General features: G+C 32.4%; 17 protein-coding genes and 1 pseudogene. 16 read left to right on the top strand and 2 right to left on the bottom strand.

Annotation, left to right across the window (positions count from 1 at the left end; translation table 11 throughout):
• The first annotated feature begins 291 nt into the window (after positions 1-291).
• The 3 genes from IGJ27_RS07495 to IGJ27_RS07485 all read left to right on the top strand — a co-directional run bounded on the left by IGJ27_RS07495 (position 292) and on the right by IGJ27_RS07485 (position 2730).
• Complete coding sequence (locus IGJ27_RS07495) at positions 292-1044, top strand: restriction endonuclease (RefSeq protein WP_053766763.1); 753 nt, start codon at positions 292-294, stop codon at positions 1042-1044.
• A 227-nt stretch (positions 1045-1271) separates the two neighbouring features.
• The gene (locus IGJ27_RS07490; RefSeq protein WP_256733946.1) at positions 1272-1967 is read left to right on the top strand and encodes a hypothetical protein; all 696 of its coding nucleotides are present in this window, start codon (positions 1272-1274) and stop codon (positions 1965-1967) included.
• A gap of 571 nt (positions 1968-2538) precedes the next feature.
• A complete protein-coding gene (locus tag IGJ27_RS07485; protein WP_010718919.1) occupies positions 2539-2730 on the top strand; it encodes a hypothetical protein in 192 nt (63 codons plus the stop codon).
• 236 nt (positions 2731-2966) lie between these two features.
• On the opposite strand, the gene IGJ27_RS07480 is transcribed toward IGJ27_RS07485, so the two are convergent.
• Positions 2967-3113: a putative holin-like toxin gene (locus IGJ27_RS07480; RefSeq protein ID WP_231105500.1), complete on the bottom strand. Its 147-nt coding sequence runs from the start codon at positions 3111-3113 to the stop codon at positions 2967-2969.
• A 2124-nt stretch (positions 3114-5237) separates the two neighbouring features.
• Here IGJ27_RS07480 and IGJ27_RS07475 point away from each other — a divergent pair.
• The 4 genes from IGJ27_RS07475 (at position 5238) to IGJ27_RS07460 (ending at position 12711) form a co-directional block, all read left to right on the top strand.
• Positions 5238-6575, top strand: a complete 1338-nt coding sequence (locus tag IGJ27_RS07475; RefSeq protein WP_256733947.1) for a hypothetical protein — start codon at positions 5238-5240, stop codon at positions 6573-6575.
• A 969-nt stretch (positions 6576-7544) separates the two neighbouring features.
• Positions 7545-8594, top strand: a complete 1050-nt coding sequence (locus IGJ27_RS07470) for an ATP-binding protein (RefSeq protein WP_178305881.1) — start codon at positions 7545-7547, stop codon at positions 8592-8594.
• A 1-nt stretch (position 8595) separates the two neighbouring features.
• On the top strand, positions 8596-10824 hold the full coding sequence (locus IGJ27_RS07465; RefSeq protein WP_178305882.1) for a S8 family peptidase: 2229 nt from the start codon (positions 8596-8598) through the stop codon (positions 10822-10824).
• A gap of 117 nt (positions 10825-10941) precedes the next feature.
• Entirely contained in the window at positions 10942-12711 is a 1770-nt protein-coding gene (locus IGJ27_RS07460) for a hypothetical protein (RefSeq protein ID WP_178305883.1), read from the top strand.
• A 376-nt stretch (positions 12712-13087) separates the two neighbouring features.
• Here the strand turns inward: IGJ27_RS07460 and IGJ27_RS07455 are convergent, their stop codons facing one another.
• Positions 13088-13522, bottom strand: coding sequence for an ImmA/IrrE family metallo-endopeptidase (locus IGJ27_RS07455; RefSeq protein ID WP_256733948.1), 435 nt, complete (start codon positions 13520-13522; stop codon positions 13088-13090).
• 903 nt (positions 13523-14425) lie between these two features.
• Between IGJ27_RS07455 and IGJ27_RS07450 the strand changes: the two genes are divergently transcribed.
• The 9 genes and pseudogenes from IGJ27_RS07450 (at position 14426) to dnaK (ending at position 21255) form a co-directional block, all read left to right on the top strand.
• Complete coding sequence (locus tag IGJ27_RS07450) at positions 14426-14557, top strand: hypothetical protein (RefSeq protein ID WP_256733949.1); 132 nt, start codon at positions 14426-14428, stop codon at positions 14555-14557.
• Positions 14558-14725: 168 nt separating this feature from the next.
• Positions 14726-15061, top strand: a complete 336-nt coding sequence (locus IGJ27_RS07445; protein ID WP_053766767.1) for a hypothetical protein — start codon at positions 14726-14728, stop codon at positions 15059-15061.
• A gap of 58 nt (positions 15062-15119) precedes the next feature.
• Positions 15120-15362, top strand: coding sequence for a hypothetical protein (locus tag IGJ27_RS07440; RefSeq protein ID WP_010718931.1), 243 nt, complete (start codon positions 15120-15122; stop codon positions 15360-15362).
• Complete coding sequence (locus IGJ27_RS07435; RefSeq protein WP_053766865.1) at positions 15362-15763, top strand: type II toxin-antitoxin system death-on-curing family toxin; 402 nt, start codon at positions 15362-15364, stop codon at positions 15761-15763. Before IGJ27_RS07440 ends, IGJ27_RS07435 begins: the two co-directional genes overlap by 1 nt.
• A 154-nt stretch (positions 15764-15917) precedes the next feature.
• Positions 15918-16106, top strand: a pseudogene (locus IGJ27_RS07430) (tyrosine-type recombinase/integrase); the annotation flags it as partial.
• A gap of 209 nt (positions 16107-16315) precedes the next feature.
• On the top strand, positions 16316-17482 hold the full coding sequence (gene hemW, locus IGJ27_RS07425) for a radical SAM family heme chaperone HemW (protein WP_178305884.1): 1167 nt from the start codon (positions 16316-16318) through the stop codon (positions 17480-17482).
• A 246-nt stretch (positions 17483-17728) separates the two neighbouring features.
• On the top strand, positions 17729-18772 hold the full coding sequence (gene hrcA / locus IGJ27_RS07420) for a heat-inducible transcriptional repressor HrcA (protein ID WP_010718939.1): 1044 nt from the start codon (positions 17729-17731) through the stop codon (positions 18770-18772).
• A 45-nt stretch (positions 18773-18817) separates the two neighbouring features.
• Positions 18818-19381, top strand: coding sequence for a nucleotide exchange factor GrpE (grpE, locus tag IGJ27_RS07415; RefSeq protein WP_010718940.1), 564 nt, complete (start codon positions 18818-18820; stop codon positions 19379-19381).
• Between the two features lie 41 nt (positions 19382-19422).
• Positions 19423-21255, top strand: a complete 1833-nt coding sequence (gene dnaK / locus IGJ27_RS07410) for a molecular chaperone DnaK (RefSeq protein WP_010718941.1) — start codon at positions 19423-19425, stop codon at positions 21253-21255.
• Positions 21256-21687 lie beyond the last annotated feature (432 nt).

Here is a 21687-nt window from a genome sequence, read left to right as displayed (position 1 = left end):
TGTGACTCGGACACAAGTTAGCTTTCCTTAAAATATAATCGAGCCTATTTGATAAAGTTTCTTTGAGTATAGGAGAGGAATGATACCCAGTAAACGATAGTTCAAATCAATGATAATCAACGAGAATGCCTAAAAAATCTGTAATCTTCACAATAGTTCTAGTAAGCGAAGTATCAACGGATTGATTCTTTTAATCAAAATTATTTAAAAATTTTTATTATATAACAAATTAATACTCTTGTTATTGATTTACAATGTAATTGTCAGAACGATAAGCGAGAGGAGAAAATAATGGTTTTTAAATTCTTACAAAAATTCAAAGAAGCCAATCAACTGGAAAGCAACGCCCAAGAAGTGGTTTCCAAACAATACTTAGAAATAAGAAAAACGTCTTTTGTGCAAAAGAAAGATGAGAAGATCGTAATCGACTTTTTAAGTGACATGGATAAAGATTTCGGTAGTAGCCAAGATGATCGAGTGAGGCAAGGAGAACATTTTGAGCAATTTTTAGCAGCAGCTTTCCGATTAGCAGGATACGGGGTTGAGATAACGAAGAAAAGTTATGTCAAAGATCATCGTAAGTATGTGGGAGATGGGGGTGTCGATTTAATTTTGACGAAAGAAAAAAAGCGGATCGCGGTACAAGCAAAATCCAATCGCTTAAACGCAAAACCCACACCGACACTGATTGGACGTAAAGATATCACTAATTTTTCAGGAATTTCAAATAAAAATTGGGATAAAAAAATGTTTATCACCACTTCATTTTTTTATCAACAGGTCTATGAAGAAATTGAACAAAATGAAAAAGCAAAAGAAATCGAGTGGTATGATCGCTACGGGTTATTACAATTATTAAATCAAATCATACCAGATACGATGCTAAAATTTCAGCTTTTAAATTCTTTGCCAATGGGTATAAAAATATGCCCCAAATGTAGCGAAGGAATCATAATTAATTGTCGGAATGGAAAAACCGGCCATCTATTTAAAGCATGTTCCTTACATTGTGGTCATACAGAAAAGTTCAACACAACGGAATGATTACATTAGTCAGCGATTCTTTTTCCAAAATCTCTACATATACTAATACAGTGATACTTCGATTGAATGCTAGTCAATACTATGGACGCTAAGACAGCGTTATAGTTTAAAAAATCCACAAAAAATATGTGATGCAGCCATACTTGGGAATAATTCCCCGTCAATTTTTCAATAGAAAGAATAAACAGTTCAAACAAGTGATTAAGAAAGGACTCTAGAATGGATAAATGACAAAAATACTCAAAGTAAAGCAAATTGAAGCAATGAAATTTTATACGGATATCTATCGAGAAGCAAGTTCATTCAGAAACATGTGGGTAATCAAACCCTTTTATCTGTTTTTATATGTTCTTAGCCTATGGATTAATACGTTATTTATTCTAGTTATTTTGGGTAGTAGTTTTTTATATTTAACTGGAAATCCTCATGCTTATAATAATATTGAAACAATCTTTTACCAATTCATCGTGGCGACTGCGTTTCTGTTATTCTGTTACTATAAAAGATATCGAACAAAGCATGGTCGTCCTAAAAAATACCATAATTATTTATATAAACGAAAAGCTGAAAGAATGCTTGACGAGCGAAGTATCAATCAATTGATTTTTGATGTGGAATACTTGATCAAAAAGAAAGAAAACCACGGAACCAGTATGTTAAGTATCTACCAAAACTTTATCGTAGCTTTGTGTTTTCCCATTACAATCTATCTCATCCAAAATTTTTTTGAGAAAGGCAGTATAAATTTTAGTACTTTTCTAATCAGTCTTTTTCCACTGACATTCATTTTTGGGATTTTTAAATCGAATAATTTATTTATATTAGTAAAAAGCCTTTATGTTGAAGATTATTATATGCTTGTTCATGTAAAAAAAGAATTAGAATATATGAAGACAATCAAAATAGATCGGAACAATGAATAACGGTACTCATGAGTCTCATGTAATCAATAGAAAAATAAACAGCACCTAATCCTTTCTAAAATAGTAAAACCATCATTTTAGAAATAGGTTATATTCAATTTAAAGCTCAAACTCATCTTCGCATTGATATAGAGTGGAATACGACTAAGGCTAGAGTGCGCGGAATAAATTCATAAAGAGAGGGATATTAGATGAAGTATATCACTAAAAGTTGGTCATTTATTTCTATTTTAATCTTATTAATCATTTTTGAATTAGTTAACACATATCTTATTTGTCAGTTTCCTATTTATTTACGAATAGGCATACTTATGCTCATTGGGTGGGGATATGAAATAATCATAAGACGTTTTTTAAAACATTAACTATAAAAAACTATGGTAGAACATCATGAAAAAATACTATAAGATTATCTCTGATTTACGTTGAGCAACTTTAGAATCAGCGCTTAATACAGCATTTTCAAGAAAATGAGATAGAATTAAAAAAGGTTAGGCTGGTTTCCTACGAGAACTAGCTATAATGATGCAGGAATAGCTATAGCCGGAATAATATAGAGGAGTGAGTTTTCTTGTATAAAAACTGGAAAAAGTATACGAAAAACCATCCATACGCTAGTATTATCATTGTGGCGTTAGTAGCCAGTTTAATAGGTATTTTTATCGAATATTTACTGAATCGAGACTTTCTAAGAAGCGGCTTTGGGGTAACGTTGATTTTGATTATCGGGCAGATAGTTGTTGTAAAGAAAAATAAGAAATAATTTACTGAAATAAAGTGTCGGGGTAAGAAGCGTTTTTGTAGTGTGAAAAATGATGAGTTTATGAAAGATTAAATGATGAATAATGAAACAATTGAACAAAAGAGAAAGGGTATGCTATAATAAACATGAAAAAAGGAACTGCGTCAACAGTTCCCTTTTGACAGCACCGCTAAAGACGGTGGCAAGTTATATAGTTATCTCAAAAAGGAGTAACCAATCTCTCGCTAAAGTGACGGTTACTTCTTTTTGTCGCTTTTGTGGGCTAAGGTTAGAATGCCAAAAATCAGTGTTGCGATCAAAGATCCAAAACTGATCATTAGCCCTAACGCTGCTTCCACAGACAAAAGGCGTCTCCTTTCTCTAAAGTTTGAGATTATGTGCATAAGCACCACCTCACTTTCAGATTAGATAGCCACCGTCATTAAACTTTACTGTCATAACTGATTATAGCATATAGGATTTGTTATTATTACCTTAAAAATAAAAAACAACTGTTCTTTTGTTTTGAAAATTGAATAGAAGAATAAACGTATGCTATAATGAAGATGAAAAAAGGAACTGCGCGAACAGTTCCCTTTTGATAGCACCGTTTAAGACGGTGGCTCAGTTTAATTATAGTTGCAAAAAATAACCGTTAAACTGCCTAAGTGTAAATTGCGGTTATTTTTTGTCGTTTTTGTGATTGCTGATTGTCAGAACTAACGTTGCAAAAGCTATTGCAAACATTAGCGCTTCAAAAACAGACAAGCTTATCCTTTCTAGGAAGCAAGTCACAAATCAACATAGGCATCACCCAATTTCTATTGGGATTAGCCACCACATAAACTGTGCTGTCTCAACTATATATAGCATATAGACCTAGTTATTTTCTTGAAATTTCAAGTATAATTAGGTCTATTTTTTTGCTTAAAAATAAGAAACCAAGAGGGATTGTGAACTGAAAAAAGATCAAGAAAAAGGACAAAAACTTTTTATCCGTGAAAACGTAAGTATATTAGAATCGATGGAAGTTAAAGTTATTTAGTCAAATAAGAAAAATTAAAGTTGCTTTATAACATAAGAAAGAAACAAAATAAAATAAGATTAAGGGGAACAAAAATCAATGAAACAACCAATCCCGCAGAACAAAAGGTTTCTGCGTATATCCATATCCCGTTTTGTGAGCATATCTGTTCATTACTGTAACTGGCTGACTAAAATTAGTTCTTTTATTTAAAAAATTCAAACAGTTATGACTTTAAAAACGCTTTTTATGATGAGGTAAACTAATAACATCGTTATTAGTTTACAGTTGTATCGTCATATAAGACAAATAAAATAATTGGGAGGATACATATTTTTAAATGAAAATTAGTATTACTTACATCTGATTTGGTTGTCTCTATTACTCCATCAATCTCGATAGGATAAAATGTATTTGCTAATGAAAATACAGAAATTTCGTTGAATCAATCAATAGACAGAACTATTACTGAATAAAAGCTTACTGAAGGATTCAGGCAATTATTTAATTTAAATATTGACGATTTAATCACTATTTTGAAACAATAAGGAATTGATCCATATACAATTTTTACTGCTAGCGAAATAGCATTACAAAGAAGAAAAGAGCTACTTAGGGCTAGGGTAAATAAAGTATTTAATTTCAATAACGAAACAAAAGATATTTATTTGAACTCTTATATTGCGACTACTGCAAAAACTGTTGGGCTTGCAGCGATTGTAGATTATGTAGGTTTAGGATAGCTCAAGCTATTAATGGTTCTATCGGAACTACGATTCATACAAGTAAAGGAATGATTATTCTTGTAAATAAACAACCAGGATGAAAATGGGGTTCGAATATTGATTGTTGAGTAATCATAAGTGTACGCAGCCAATAAAGTAAAGAAATCTTGATTGGATGGTGTTTTATATGAATTATTTATCTAAAATATGGCTATTTGTTCATTATTTGATATTACTAGTGATTTTTGAATTGATTAACATATTTATTATTTATTGTTTTCCTATTTATGTGAGAATTGTAATACTTGTTCTCATTGCTTGGGGATATGAAATAATCGTAAGCCATTTAAAAAAAACATCTTTATAATCATAAGCAATAAAGAAATTGTTACATAAAATCATGAAAAAAAGACAACAAATTATCGCTGATTGGTTAAACAATTGTTGGCCAAAAAACAAAAGAAATGATGAAGTACATAGTTAATGGGATAAGCAGTAAATAATAAAAATTAGTTAATGTGGATAAAAATGGTTTGAACAAGGTCATATCTTAAACGTAGATATGACTGTGACTATTAAAATGTGTTAAAGATAATGTCTCACATCCAAATGAAACTTTTTATGGCATTAAATTGTCGTTGTGGTACTCTACATTTGCGACGACTAGAAAGCATTTTCTTTGTTTGGCATAGATTTTATAGTTGTTGTGTTTTTTGTCTAGCTTTTTACTTTCCATAGGATAAGTAAAAAGCATTAAATGAAAAGGAGATGGATACTATATGAAAATAGGTAAACTGATTACTGCTGCTCTTGGTGTGGCGAGCATAGCAAATGAAGCACGTAGTTTAGGACACCAAAATCAAGGAAGGGAATTAGAACGAAATCCGTATGTAGAAAACTTGGATAGAATTAATTTTTTACCTGATGACATTCATCCACACGAAGTTCAACACTCGAAATACAACAATGGGATGAACGCTGACCAAACCTCAAGACTACTAGACGAAATGCAAAGAGATGATCCAAGACACCCCTATTCAGCTCAAAAATCTAAACAATCAAAAGAAATTGATGTAGAATTTTCAAAGCATCTCGAGGATCAAAAAGCTCATGACGAAGCAATTTATCAACTAGTGGAAAAAGAGTCAGAATTTATCAAACTCTTAAACGGATATATTACTGAAAAACCTGCAGAAATTAATCTATTAAAATCATACCGTGAGCAGTCTGAAGAATTATGCAAAGAATTACGTCTTGTGAGGAATGATTTAAAAACTTTTGTGAATAAGACAGAACAGAAGTTGGAATCGCTTGAAAAATATTTAAAAAATGATGGAATAGAGAATAGAACAGAAGTAGAAGAATATGAGTTTCGTTACATAATGGACTTAGACAATCTAAAAAACAAAAAAAGGGAGGCCAATAGTTTTTTAGCGAATTGTAGAAAGCTAACAAGTTTCCTAAAAAATGAGATAAACTACCTGAGAACCCCTGCAGTGCATTCTCTTGAAACAGAAAGTCCTACTATTTTTTCACAAGAGTCTACAAAATCAAAAGGAACCCATTTGGGTAGCGCTTATAAAACAACGATAAGTATGCCTGAAATAACGAATAAACCTACAACAGCGCTACCTACTCTTTCTCCACAAGAAGAATCTATAGCAATAAGATTTGAAGATCTTTCAAACAATTTCAACATGGCAACTAAAAATATAAAATATTTACGTGAACAAATTAATGAGTTCCATTTACAGTTACGCTCGAATAAGAAAATGTCTCCTAGTGATATTCAGCAGACAGAAAAAAATCTTAATATTTTTGAGAATATCATCCTTCCAACATTAAAGTGTGAAAAAACGAATATTCAATATGCAATAATTAATGAGAAAAATTGTATAGAGTTGCTTGTAAAAAAAGGAAAATTAAGCCCCTCGTTAGCAACAAAGTATACTGATGAATACAATAAACTCATTAATAACTTTGAACAATCTAATAACAGAAGAAATAAAAGAGGCCAGTCAATGAAACCTACTCTTTCAGAAAAACTAGCAAATACTGCTATAAAAAATAACAAAGAATTTTCAAGAACTAAACGAGAGTCAACTTTTGAAAGGTAGTCTATAAAAAAGTGTGTAAACCCCCAGAGGTTGTATCAAGTGATGCAGAGAAGTTTTTCAAATGGATAAACCTAAAGAAAAGAATGATTAAAAGAATTAGATTTAAAACGTACATACAACATAAAAGACAGAATGAAATAGCTAATAAGTTCAGCAATTGAGGAGATACTTGTTGAATTACCATGTGCCTGGTCTTTTTTGATTAGTCACTGTATAAACATTACTGTCTTTACCATTACACTCATATCTCTTTATTGGCAGAAGCAGGCGTTCCGATTAAAGCGATCATGGAACGAGTGGGTCATTCCAACATGAAAACAACTTTAGAAATTTATAACCAAGTAACCAATACAACCAAAGAAAAACTAGTCCAAGAAGTCGATTCTTGGATTTTTTAGTGGATTTGTTTGGAAAATACGGTTAGTATGCGTATATGAGAGGTTGTGAAAGCGATGGTATGCTTCAAGAATTAAGAGCGAAAAATCGAAAATAGCTTTCCATATTTTTGAATTTTTTGAACTTAATTCCGTAGAAGCAATCGCTTGAACACCGTTTAAAGAAGGTCGAAAACAGGTACGACTTTTCGACGTAAGGAGAATTTAGTTTAATGAATGAAACAACCAATCCCGCAGGACAAAAGGTTTCTGCGTATATCCATATCCCGTTTTGTGAGCATATCTGTTATTACTGTGACTGCTTTAAATAATAAATATTACTTTTTAAAGTTGCAACTAAAATATTAGTTGTAACTTTTTTACTATATATAAAATAAGAATTATTAATTTATGAAGAGTAATTTTGCAGTTAATAGTTCACACAATAATCGGGAAAATTAATAATAACTTCAGTTGACTATTAAGAGAACGTATGTTCTAATGGTTAATGAAGAATAAATTTTATTTTTTGTCCCTAAATAAACATTTTTGTCCCGAATGTGATAGAATAGGATTGAGGAGGAAATGAATAGCTATGAAGAAAAAAAATATATTAAATTTAATTAAATATCATGCTGAAAAAAATGACTTACAATTTAGAGAAGAAGCTATTGGAATTGCGCGATATTTTGACACAATAGGTGATCATCAATTGTCAGAGTATATTATGAGTTTGTTGTCAAGTACAAATACATTTGTTCCTCAAAATGAATTATTTGAAAGTCTTTTTTTTAAAGAAATTAAATTAAATGCTGAACCTTTACCACTACCTGAACAGATTGCAGACGATATCAAGGGGATAATAAATGCAGTAAATCATAATATAGGAATAAATAAATTCTTATTTGAAGGTTCACCAGGAACGGGTAAAACTGAGACAGTCAAGCAAGTCGCACGTTTACTAGACCGTAAGTTATACATGATTGAATTTAGTGAGCTAATAGACAGTAAAATGGGACAGACAGCTAAAAATGTTGTTACGGTTTTTAATGAAATCAATAGAATCCCTTTTCCTTCAAAGATAGTTATACTTTTTGATGAGATAGATGCTATTGCATTGGATAGGGTAAATACTAATGATTTACGAGAGATGGGACGGGTAACATCTACCATACTAAAAGAGTTAGATAAATTAAATGAAGAAGTCGTTCTTATAGCAACAACGAATCTTTATGAAAATTTTGATAAAGCCCTAGTTAGAAGATTTGATACAGTAATAGATTTTAATCGATATGAAAAAGAAGATTTATTAGAAATCGCAGAAATTATATTAAATGACTTACTTAAAAAGTTTAAAAATTCTGGAAGAGATATAAAGATATTCAGAAAAATTATTTCAAATATGAAAGAAATTCCAAATCCTGGAGAACTAAAAAATCTAATTAAAATTTCTCTGGCCTTTAGCGATCCTAACAATGAATTTGATTATTTACGAAGATTATTAAATTCAACTCAGAAATTCCCAAACGTTATAGGTACCAAAGAGCTTAAAAGATTGCAGTCATTGGGGTTTACAGTACGGGAAATAGAAATATTAACAGATATTTCTAAAAGCCAAGTATCTCGAGAGTTAAAAGGAGAGTAAAATGAATGATATTTTAAATTTAAAAGGAAGATTTGAGCAGAAGCCGAGTAAACAACGTCCAGGTTCACCTAAATTGCCTAAAAATACAACTGTAACTAGTAATAATATTGAAATTTTAGTTAATGATTTAGTTGGAGTTGAACAGTTTTGGAAAACACAAACGCTTATCAATGGTTGTTTGATAAGCGTTCGTTATAAAAAGATAGCTGCAAAGAGTAATAGAATTCAAGGTTTTTTATCCAAGGGAAGCAAAACTCCAAATATAAGTATTGTAGGTGCAAAATTTTCAAGTAAAAAGAACAAGCACATAATCACGCATTTTGTATCGTTAAAAACTATTTCTGAAACGATCAATTATGGGAAGATATGTATTAATATTTTAGAGAAAGAGTTTAAAGGAAGTTTAAACGATAAAATATTCAATGCGCCACGAAGTGTAGATCATATTAAATTTAAAGAATATGGCATTTCTAAAACTAAATTTCAAAAAATCATTGTTGATGCAGCATACACTGAAAAATTCGACGTGCCTAAAGGAGAATTTGATGTAAATAAAAGTTCGATTGTGACTTTATATGAGACAGGAAACGATACCAAAGAATTATTAAGTAAATTGAATATTCCCATATATGATGAAAGAATAATTAATGATACTACAATCTTACTTGATGAAGATTATCTAAAAATACTTTTACAAAAAGCTCCATATTTAGTATCTATGGCAACAGAAAATATATCGGAACTTGCTCCAAATGATTTTAGTAATATAGTTGATACATCGAAAAATAAAATACCTCTACCAATTGAAGAACCAGTAGTTGGAGTTATTGATACATTATTTGATGAAAGTACCTATTTTAGTAGTTGGGTTGAATTTCATAATATGGTTGATGAAAATATACCACTTAATGAAGAAGATTATAAACATGGTACAGCTGTTTCCTCAATAATAGTTGATGGTCCTAATTTAAATCCTAATTTGGATGATGGGTGTGGAAGATTTAAAGTTAGACACTTTGGAGTAGCAACCAATAAAGCTTTTAATTCTTTTTCAATTATTAGATCTATCAAAGAAATTATTATGACTAATAGAGATATTCATGTATGGAATTTATCTTTGGGATCAAATGATGAAGTTAACGAAAATTTTATATCTGCAGAAGCTGCAGTTCTCGATCAAATTCAATTTGACTATGATGTGATTTTTGTAATTGCGGGCACTAATAAAAAAAGGGATGAAAATGATAAACGAATTGGCGCACCCGCTGATTCGATTAATTCTGTAGTTGTAAATTCAGTAAGCATATCAAAAGAACCGGCTCTTTATTCTCGAAAAGGAATTGTTTTATCTTTTTTTACGAAGCCAGATGTTAGTTATTATGGTGGAGATAGGGATAATCCTCTGATTGCTTGTGAACCATTAGGCAATGCCTGTGTATCAGGAACTTCCTATGCGGCCCCTTGGATTGCAAGAAAATTAGCCTATTTAATTGAAATTATTGGACTTACTAAAGAAGTAGCTAAAGCGCTATTAATAGATTCTGCAATTGGTTGGAGTGATGATAAATCTTTTGAAGAGTTAGCCACTGTAGGACATGGTATCGTTCCAGTAAGAATTGAAGATATTATAAAAGCGCCTGATGATGAAATCAAATTCTTAGTCTCCGATGTATCTCAAAAATATGATACGTTCAATTATCAATTTCCAGTACCAATCTATAAAGACAAGCATCCATATATTGCTAAAGCTACAATGTGCTATTTCCCAAAATGTTCTCGAAATCAAGGGGTAGATTATACTAACACAGAGTTAGACATTTATTTTGGTAGAATAAAAGACAATGGGGCTTTAGAAAGTATAAATAAGAATAACCAAAGTGTTGAAAATGAAACTCATTATTTAACTGAAGAAAGCGCAAGAAAAATGTTTAGAAAATGGGATAACATTAAACACGTTAGTGAAGGTATAAAACGTAACCCTAAAGGTAAAAAAGTTTATGAGAATAATATGTGGGGAATGAGTATAAAAACAAAAGAGCGACTCAATCCTCGAGATGGAGAAGGGATTAGATTCGGTGTAGTAGTAACGTTAAAAGAAATAAATGGAGTGAATCGGATAGACGAATTTATTCAAAGATGTAGTTTGAGAGGTTGGTTAGTAGATAGAGTTAATGTAGAAAATAGAATTGATATCTACCAGACGGCAAATGAAACTATTGAGCTAGAGTAAAAAACATTTCTCTGGAATATTCTATAATACTATTTTAGTTACGAATGTAATAGGAAAATTTTATTGCCTTAATTTGATAAACTTATTAAGCAAATGTTCACGAAAGAAGGTACAATAATGGAATCATATTTGAATTTAAACAGTAATGCATATTTTTATTCGTTAGAAAAAGCTTTGAGTAAGAGAGCAGTAACACAAATTGCTGGAGAAGTATCTCAAGGAAAAAAAGGAAATTTCAAATGTTCAACTAAGAGAAAAACAGTAGAAATAAATAATACGATATTAAATTACTCACTATTTATATTTGAATTAATAAAGAAACCAAACTTCCTTTTAACTAGTAGATATGAAGAAAAAAAATATGGTTATTTGTTGCTAATCGAATATGATAATTACCTTATAGTAAATTCTAAATATGCAAATGGATTAAAAAAAGTATTAGAAAATTATGCAGATCCTCTAGAATATGATAAAATTTCTAGATTTTTATTAAATGAAACTACAGAATATAAAAAGCTTTTGACGCAGAACACAAATATTTCTTCTTATGTTAGCTCAATAAGGAGACGAGCAGTCGAAGCAAACAATTTAGTTAATTCTTTTTCTCCAGTAAATGCTGGAAAACAATTAGTCAAATCGATGGCAATAAAGACTGAAGGAAAAAATTATTCCTTATCAATGGGAACATCGAAGATAAACGAAAAGCAGCCAAAAATAATGTTTTCAGATTTTTGTTTATGGGCAGTTCAAATAGTAGATAAACTGAAAAACTATAATCCGACGGAAAACTACTTAGAAAATTTTGCTCAACCAACTAATAAAGAACTTCTTTTACTTTTAAAACCAACGACAATCCTATTTAGTTTTGTAGATATTTTGGAAATAGTAAGTAAAGCAAATAAGGCTACTTATATTTCTAATTCTGGTAATGTAATTAATATAAAGTTAGAAAAATTTGTTAATATTTTTAAAGAAGACAAGAATAGTTCATTTTCATTAATACCTTCAGATGGCGAAGAAAATCTATATAAAATAAAAAATAATGTAGTAAATGATTTAGTAGTAAAAAAAAATAAAAAAAGTATGAAAATTCATTCAAAGAAATTGCAACGTATATTAATAGATATAAATGAGGAAAGCATTAATTTTTGTGATATATTGAATTTATATAGTCACTTTATTATAAATTTTGAAGATTTAAAATACGCTTATTCTGATAATGAACTTTTTTATGATCATCAAATGGAAAAAAACATGTCTTCTTTTCTGTCAATCTTTGAGCCGTATCCTAATTTAGAAAATATAGTCAGTGAAAAGGGGAAGACAAAGAAGGATGATGTTAATTTCCCACAAAAAACTTTATTTAATTTTATTGAAAATACTTTTTCAGAGGCAGAATATTTAATATGTGATGATCTTGGTAATGAAATCGCCGATTATATATCTTTTAGCGAAGATATAGATATCAATTTATATCATGCGAAAAGTGATTATAAAAAGAAATTTTCAGCTTCTTCTTTTCATATTGTAGTTAGCCAAGCACTAAAAAATTTAGGTGGTATTATAGATGTAAATAAAATGAATTTAAGTAATAAAAAGAAAGTTTGGGGCGGTAATTACGCAAACACAAAAATAAGTAGATTGCATACTAAATTGCCTCATAGAAATGTAGATACGGCTATTGAGGTTTTAAAAAAAAATAATACAAACCCACTTGTTACAAAAAGTGTTTGGTTGGTTGTGGATTTTATCTCAAAGAAAGAATTAGAGAAACAAATAAAAAATGGACCAGATAAAATAGCAATTCAACTAATTTGGTTACTTTCCTGTTTTGTTGCTGAATGTTCAGAAGTTGGTGTAAAACCTAGAATTGCCTGTAAGCCTTGAATGGATGCCTAAAATAGAATTAAAAAATGAAGAGTAATAGAATGATTTGGGAGGGGGATCTATATGACAAAATCCAAACAGGCACAACAACAAGAATTATTAAAAAAGATTCTACGAGAAATTAGATTTTTCAGATCGTTTTCGTAAATTGGATTATTTGCTGTTGAATTTGTATTACTTAAAGAACAATAAATATGATGAAAAAATTCAAAATGTAATTTTAAAAGTTTATACGCACTTACTTGAATTAAGAAATAAGCAAGTCTGAATAGTTATATTATAAATTTTGTTTGATTATGATTGAAATTAAAAAAACTATAGATATTTAGAGTAGATAAATAAGATATTCCTTACTTAAAAATTAAATTAGTTTTTTTTAGTTATCAGTAACTCTCGTCCATTTGTATAATAATATTTTTTTAAATAACCTATACGCTTCTTCTGAAGTATATCCTCCAGTAAATTCCAAATACTGGAGGATTCTTTTTCTAAGCGCTGATTTACTCATAAAAAAGTAGTTGGCTACTTCGTCAAAGTTTCTAAATTTTCTTAGTGCATAGGAAAGCGCTTGATCGTTCGCCATAAGAATACTGACGCCTATATTGGCTCTAAGTTCTTTTTCATAGTCTTCTGGTAAACAGGTGTCTTCTAAATTCATATCAAAAAATGCATGAGATTCTCCAAGATAGGGTATATCCCTATAGTAATGGATTATCTCATGCATTTTTGTAAAGTTTTGGCGTTCAAGCATTATATTTTGATTGGTGGTGATGATGATCTCACCATATACTTTCGTAATTGATCCAAGCATTTTCTTACTTAAATTATTTTGAATAGTAATAAATCACTTCATCTGGGCGTTCATTATAAATAAAGTAGAGAATTAAAAAAATTACTTAAAACAGGAAATGTCCAAACGTCGCTATATGTATTTGTAGATATCTTATTCTTTGCTGTTACTACTTTTTTTAATAAACAATGGGAATGGGAAATTTGCGGTAATTGATATTAAAGAGTAGGAAGAATACGAAAATTATAAAATAGCGAAACAAGTTTCTCAAGAATTAATGAAAGCGGAGCAAAGTGGTAGTGTGCAATAAAGAGATGGTGGAAGAGGTTGGATTATAGTTGATAGTTTTTCAAATTAGAGTGACAGATAGATTACAATATAATTCTTTATAAGATTGAGGTAGAAAAACAATTGTTGATTTTGAGAATTTACTCAAATCGAGAAGATCTTGTCAAAAAATGTCTGCTCTTTGTGGAAGGTTAAATGTAGAATGATGAAACAATTGAACAAAAGAGAAAGGATATGCTATAATGAACATGAAAAAAGGAACTGCGCTAACAGTTCCCTTTTGACAGCACCGTTTAAGACGGTGGCTCAGTTTAATAATAGTTACAAAAAATAACCGTTCAAACTGCCTAAGTTTAAATTGCGGTTATTTTTTGTCGTTTTTGTGATTGCTGATTGTCAGAACTAACGTTGCAAAAGCTATCGCAAACATTAGCGCTTCAAAAACAGACAAGCTTATTCCTTTCTAGGGATCAAGCCACAAATCAACATAGGCATCACCCCATTTCTATTGGGATTAGCCACCGCATAAACTTTACTGTCTCAACTATTATAGCATATAGACCTAGTTATTTCCTTGGAAATCCAAGCATAACTAGGTCTATTTTTTTTGCCTAAAATAAGAAACCAGGAGGAACTATGAATTTAAAAAAGATCAAGAAAAAGGAGAAAAAAGAGAAACGTCCGAAATTGAAAAAATTGTCACAACAAAAAGCGAATAAAGTGGTTTTTACTGGCGTTTGTTTGCTAGTGATTGGCTTCAACTATTGAAGTAATTCGAGCAAATGTTGTGACAACTAATTTTGATCAACTATCCAAACAGGTGGATCAATTAGCTAAGTACAAAAATAAAGAAGAAATCTAAGAAGAAGGTTTTATCAAATTATCTTTATAGATATGTAAACGGAAATTCCTATAGAAAATCCAGAAAATCGTTCATTGGCAGAATCAGATGAGCTAACTCTCGAACAAGAGCTATCACTAGATGAGAAAGAGGCGAAAGAGGAGTTTGATGAACCACAGAATCCTGAAGAGATGGATAATCTAAATGTGACCGTGGATAACTTGGAAGAACTTGCATTAACCCAAGCAGGAAAAGCTTATTTTGATCAAGAACAAGATCAAGAATTACTAACGAAGTATGTGCTACCTATGAATCGAATGGAACAATTAGAACCAGATTTTAGAAGTTTGGAAGAATCAGAAAAACTTTTATTTAGTTCAATCGCAGAACAAGAAAATGAGAAAGAGAACACAAAAAATTCCTTCAATTGATATATGCCCTGGTTTAAGCTATACTGTATATACGGTATAACTTAAGGAGGCATTTAAGATGGAAATCAAGGAAAGAAAAATTAGAAAAAGTGGAAATTCAATCGTTTTGACTTTGTCAAAAGAAGTATTGGAAAAAATTGGTGTAAAAGAAAATGATTTTGTTTATGTAGATGAAGAAAAGTTAATTGAAGCCATCAGTAAAAAAGAGCCAAAATCTTCACACGACTTAAAAATAGACCAATTGATTAATGATTCATTTCATGACTATGAACAGATGTACAAGGAGTTGGCAAACCATTGATCAACTACCTGACAGAAAAAGATATCATTAAAATGAATGTCCACTTAATCAGCTGGCAAACACCAGGTGAAATGACCGGTGTAAGAGATGCAAGTGCATTAGCTATGGCTGTAAACCAGCCGCGTCAGGAAATATTTGGTCAAGAGTTGTACGAAACGATTGAAGAAAAAGCAGCCATCTTAGGAATCAATCTTATAAAGAAACACCCCTTTCAAAATGCAAATAAACGTACCGCTTTTATGGCGATGGATGTCTTTTTACGGTTAAATCAGGTCAAAGTATCCTTTAAACAAAACGAAGCCATTGATTTTGTTGTCAAGATAGCTACGCATGATTCAGAAGATTTTGATCAATTAAAAAGAAGTGTTGTCGACACAATTAATGATCATATGATGAACTAAAAATTTATAATTAAGTGTTTTATAAAAAAGAAAGAAGATTGATGAGGAAAGCAGCCTTCTTTTTTTGCGTAACAGAGGTGAAAAATGAAAAAAATTGCGTATTTAATTATAGCTACTTCTTTTCTCATGTTATTTCCATTTCATTTATTCTAATAAACATGTAACTACGCATACTTTTCGCTACACACATATTTCTCTCTTGGCAGAAGCAGGCGTTCCAATTAAAGCGATCATGGAGCGAGTGGGTCATTCCAACATGAAAACAACTTTAGAGATTTATAACCAAGTAACCAATACAACCAAAGAAAAACTAGTCCAAGAAGTCGATTCTTGGATTTTTTAGTGGATTTGTTTGGAAAATACGGTTAGTATGCGTATATGAGAGGTTGTGAAAGCGATGGTTTGCTTCAAGAATTAAGAGCGAAAAATCGAAAATAGCTTTCCATATTTTTGAATTTTTTGAACTTAATTCCGCAGAAGCAATCGCTTGAACACCGTTTAAAGAAGGTCGAAAACAGGTACGACTTTTCGACGTAAGGAGAATTTAGTTTAATGAATGAAACAACCAATCTCGCAGAACAAAAGGTTTCTGCGTATATCCATATCCCGTTTTGTGAGCATATCTGTTATTACTGTGACTTTAATAAAGTATTTTTAGAAGGTCAACCCGTAGATGAATATGTCGAGATGCTTCTAAAAGAAATGGAAATCACACTTGAACAACATCCTGTAAAAGAATTAGAAACACTGTATGTTGGTGGTGGGACACCTACGTCTTTGACTGCAGTGCAATTGGATCGTTTGTTAGCAGGCGCTAGGGAAATATTGCCTTTTAAAGAAGGAAAAGAATTTACGGTTGAAGCGAATCCTGGAGACCTAACGAAAGAAAAGCTTCAGGTCATGAAAAATTATGGAGTGAATCGTTTATCAATGGGGGTGCAAACTTTTGATAATCGGTTGCTGAAAAAAATTGGGCGGAAACATACCGCAGAGGATGTTTACCAAACAATGCGTTTTTTAGAAGAAGAAAACTTTACGAATGTGAGTATTGATCTGATTTATGCGTTACCTGGACAAACGTTAGAGGGCTACCGAGAGACATTGAATCAAGCACTTGCACTTGATTTGCCCCATTATTCATTGTATTCATTGATTTTAGAAAATAAAACGATGTTTATGAATTGGGTGCGGCAAGGGCGTTTAGAACTGCCTGATCAAGAAACCGAAACGCGGATGTTTGAAGAAACCATACAAGCAATGGAAAAAAAGGGACGTCATCAATATGAGATCAGTAATTTTGGGTTGGAGGGGCATGAATCAAAACACAATTTGATGTACTGGAACAATGATCATTATTTCGGCTTTGGCGCAGGTGCAAGTGGATATCTTGGGAATAAACGATACCGTAATAAGGGACCGATTCAACATTATTTACGTCCATTAAGAGCAGGAGAACTCCCTGTTTTGGAAACTGAAGTACTTTTAAGAGAAAATCAAATCGAGGAAGAAATGTTTCTTGGGTTAAGGAAAAAGATAGGAATTTCCAAACAACATTTTTACGAACGTTATCAGCAAACAATCGAATCGCTTTATTCAAAGGTTTTGACAGATTTAGAAAAAGAAGGATTATTGGTCAATGAATCCGATCGAATTTATTTAACGCCAAAAGGAACTTTTCTAGGAAATGAAGTATTTGAACGTTTCTTGCTTGAAAAATAGTTTTGAGAGGTCAATAAAACCTTTAAATTTCTCTATAGATCGATTAAATAATGGAAGGTATTAAGAAACCTATTTATCTTTCGTGTTGATCTATCAATGTATTTATCAGAGAATGCCGCATTTAGCACTCGTTAAATGAGAGTGCTAAAAGTGGTGTTCTTTTTCTTGACACACTATGCGCTTCTTGCTATATTAGTAAGTGGGTTAGCACTTAGAAGATATGAGTGCTAATGAGAGGTGAAGAAGATGTTAACACAAAGACAAAGTGAGATTTTACGTCTGATCATCCAAAACTATACGAGTAGCGGTATACCCGTCGGCTCCAAAACCTTAATGGAAGATGGAGTCAAGGCGAGCTCAGCAACGATCCGTAATGACATGAAAGCCTTAGAAGACGCTGGGTTGTTACTTAAAACTCATTCTTCATCAGGAAGGATTCCTTCAGCATTAGGTTATCGGCATTATGTGGACCATTTGCTAAAACCTGCTCGTGTAACCAATGATGATCTGCAGCAGATTCGGCTGTCTTTAAGCAAAGAATTTCATGAAATTAACGAGATTATTCAACAATCTGCTGAGATTTTATCCGAGCTGACTAGTTACACAACCTTCTCGTTAGGCCCAGAAATTAAAGACCGCCGTTTGACTGGTTTTCGTATCGTTCCTTTAAATAGTCGTCAAGTGATTGCGATTGTAGTAACCGATAAAGGAAATGTAGAAAGCCAAGTTTTTACACTTCCTGAAAATCTAGGAAGCCAAGATTTAGAAAAAATTGTTCGCATTGTCAATGAACGATTGGTGGGAGATCCATTGATGACTGTCTATCATAAATTGCGGACAGAGATTCCAATGATTTTGCATAGATATTTTCAGACAACTGAAGGGATATCAAATCTTTTTGATACGATACTCGGACATGCGTTTGAAGACAAAATTTATGTAAGTGGACAAATGAATCTACTAGATTATGAACTCCACCAAGATCTGGAGCAATTCAAATCGATGTTTTCGTTTATGACAGATACTTATGAATTAACCCAAATGATCGTCCCAACGGATAGTAACATCCACATCAAAATTGGATCTGAATTAGGAAATGAGCTTTTACAAAATATGAGCATGATCCAAGCAAGTTACGAGATTGCTGGACACGGTCGAGGTACAATAGCCTTGTTGGGACCAACCAGTATGCCTTATTCAAAAATGCTGGGTCTGGTAGATGTCTATCGTCAAGAATTAGCGAACAAGCTTGCTGATTATTATCGATCAATTGATTTGACTGGATCTTAGCATGAAAACGAATCACTGACTGATTAACGAAAAGGAGTGTGTCTTGTGAAAGAAAAAAAAGAAGAGTTAGAAAAAGACGTAGCGGATATTCAAGAAGATACGGAAATCGATACGGAAGCGACGGAAGACTCAGGTGTCTCTGACGTAGAAGCTGAAGAATTTGAGCGTTTAAATTTAAAGGCTGAAATGGAAGAGTTGGAAGATAAATATTTACGTGCTCGAGCTGAGATTGCAAATATTGCAAATCGAAGTAAAAATGAGCGTGAACAATTACAAAAATATCGTTCACAAGATCTTGCTAAAAAATTATTACCTTCAATTGATAACTTAGAGCGTGCTTTGGCTACAGATGTGGCTGATGATCAGGGTGCAAGTTTGAAAAAAGGTGTCGAAATGGTACTAGAAAGCTTGAAACAAGCACTTAAAGAAGAAGGAATCGAAAAAATCCCAGCAAAAGGAGAGGCTTTTGATCCGAACCTCCATCAAGCTGTACAAACCGTGCCAGCGACTGAGGAACTTCCAGCTGACACAATCGTCGAAGTACTACAAGAAGGTTACAAATTACATGACCGCGTATTAAGACCAACAATGGTTATTGTTGCGCAATAATGTCATGATATAAAATTAACTAAGATAAGGAGACGTTAATTATGAGTAAAATTATCGGTATTGACTTAGGTACAACCAATTCAGCAGTAGCTGTTTTAGAAGGAAACGAAGCAAAAATTATTGCAAATCCAGAAGGTAACCGTACAACTCCTTCTGTTGTCTCATTTAAAAATGGGGAAATTCAAGTGGGTGAAGTTGCTAAACGTCAAGCAGTAACGAATCCAAATACGATTTCATCGATCAAACGCCATATCGGTGAACCAGGCTATAAAGTAGAAGTAGAAGGAAAATCATATACACCACAAGAAATCTCTGCAATGATCCTTCAATATATCAAAGGATTCGCTGAAGACTATCTAGGTGAAAAAGTTGAAAAAGCAGTTATTACTGTGCCTGCTTACTTCAATGATGCACAACGTCAAGCAACAAAAGATGCTGGTAAAATTGCTGGCTTAGAAGTTGAACGTATTGTAAATGAACCAACTGCTGCAGCGCTTGCTTATGGCTTGGATAAAACAGACCGCGATGAAAAAATCCTAGTATTTGACCTTGGTGGTGGTACGTTCGACGTATCTATCCTTGAATTAGGTGATGGCGTATTTGACGTACTATCAACAGCTGGAGATAACCATCTAGGTGGGGATGACTTCGATAACAAAATCATTGATCACATGGTAGCTGAGTTCAAAAAAGAAAACGGCATTGATTTATCACAAGATAAAATGGCATTGCAACGTTTGAAAGATGCTGCAGAAAAAGCGAAAAAAGATTTATCTGGAGTATCAAGCACACAAATCAGCTTACCGTTCATCACAGCTGGCGAAGCAGGTCCTCTTCACTTAGAAATGACATTGACTCGTGCGAAATTTGATGAATTAACCGCTGATTTAGTAGAGCGTACAAAAATTCCAGTACGACAAGCCTTGAAAGATGCTGGTTTATCACAATCTGAAATTGATGAAGTTATCTTAGTTGGTGGTTCAACACGTATTCCTGCAGTTGTTGAAGCAGTAAGAAAAGAAACTGGAAAAGAACCAAACAAATCTGTAAACCCAGATGAAGTAGTAGCGATGGGTGCTGCTATCCAAGGTGGGGTTATCACAGGTGATGTCAAAGACGTTGTGTTACTTGATGTTACTCCGTTATCATTAGGTATTGAAACAATGGGTGGCGTCTTTACTAAATTAATTGATCGAAACACAACGATCCCTACAAGTAAATCACAAGTGTTCTCAACGGCTGCAGATAATCAACCTGCTGTAGATATCCATGTCTTGCAAGGTGAACGTCCGATGGCTGCTGACAACAAAACGTTAGGAAGATTCCAATTAACAGATATTCCTGCAGCACCACGTGGTGTGCCACAAATCGAAGTTACTTTTGACATTGATAAAAATGGTATCGTGAATGTTTCTGCTAAAGACCTAGGTACACAAAAAGAACAAAAAATCACGATTAAATCTTCTTCAGGTCTAACTGATGATGAAATCGAACGCATGGTAAAAGATGCAGAAGCGAATGCAGAAGCAGATAAAGCACGTAAAGAAGAAGTGGATTTACGTAACGATATTGATGCTTTACTATTCTCAGTTGACAAAACACTAAAAGAATTAGAAGGTAAAGTTGACGCAGAAGAAGTGAAAAAAGCGGAAGAAGCTCGCGATGAATTGAAAGCTGCTGTTGAAGCAAACAATATCGAAGAAATGAAAACAAAACGTGATGCATTGAATGAAATCGTGCAAAATTTGACAGTTAAATTGTATGAACAAGCTGCGCAACAACAAGCACAAGAAAATCCAGAAGCAGCGCAAACAGGTGCAGATGATGTAGTAGACGCTGACTTTGAAGAAGTCGACGGAGACGACAAAAAATAATCTCATTAAATAATCGTTAGCTGTTTAGTAGAAATGACAAGTTTCAGTAGAGAAGGTTTTCCCCTTCTCTAGTTGGGACTGTTATCATACAATACAACCTTTTGAATACGTTGTTAAACAATATTAAGCAGGATCTAAAAGACGAGTGAATCGAAGTTTATACAACAATTTACTTTACCATTCGTTTTTAGTGTTAATGCTTGAAAGAAGGTTTAGCAAAAGAGATCAGCTCTAAGAAATAATCCGAAGAATGCGAAAATAGATTCTCATATTTTCGAGATTCTTCGGATTATTTTCCGATAGTGCTACATTTAGAGTGGTCTAAAAGGTTAGTAGGCGTTCACTTTCAAGAATGATGCGCAAAATAGAGACCTTATTGTTTGGAGATTTGATGTGCATGATTATGCCTGTTGAATAACAGAAGTCATAAGA

The organism is Enterococcus sp. DIV1726a, from assembly GCF_051710985.1.
Classification (GTDB): Bacteria; Bacillota; Bacilli; order Lactobacillales; family Enterococcaceae; genus Enterococcus_B; species Enterococcus_B hirae.
The sequence above is the reverse complement of the archived record's forward strand: the minus strand, read 5'-3'. Positions and strand labels throughout refer to the sequence as shown.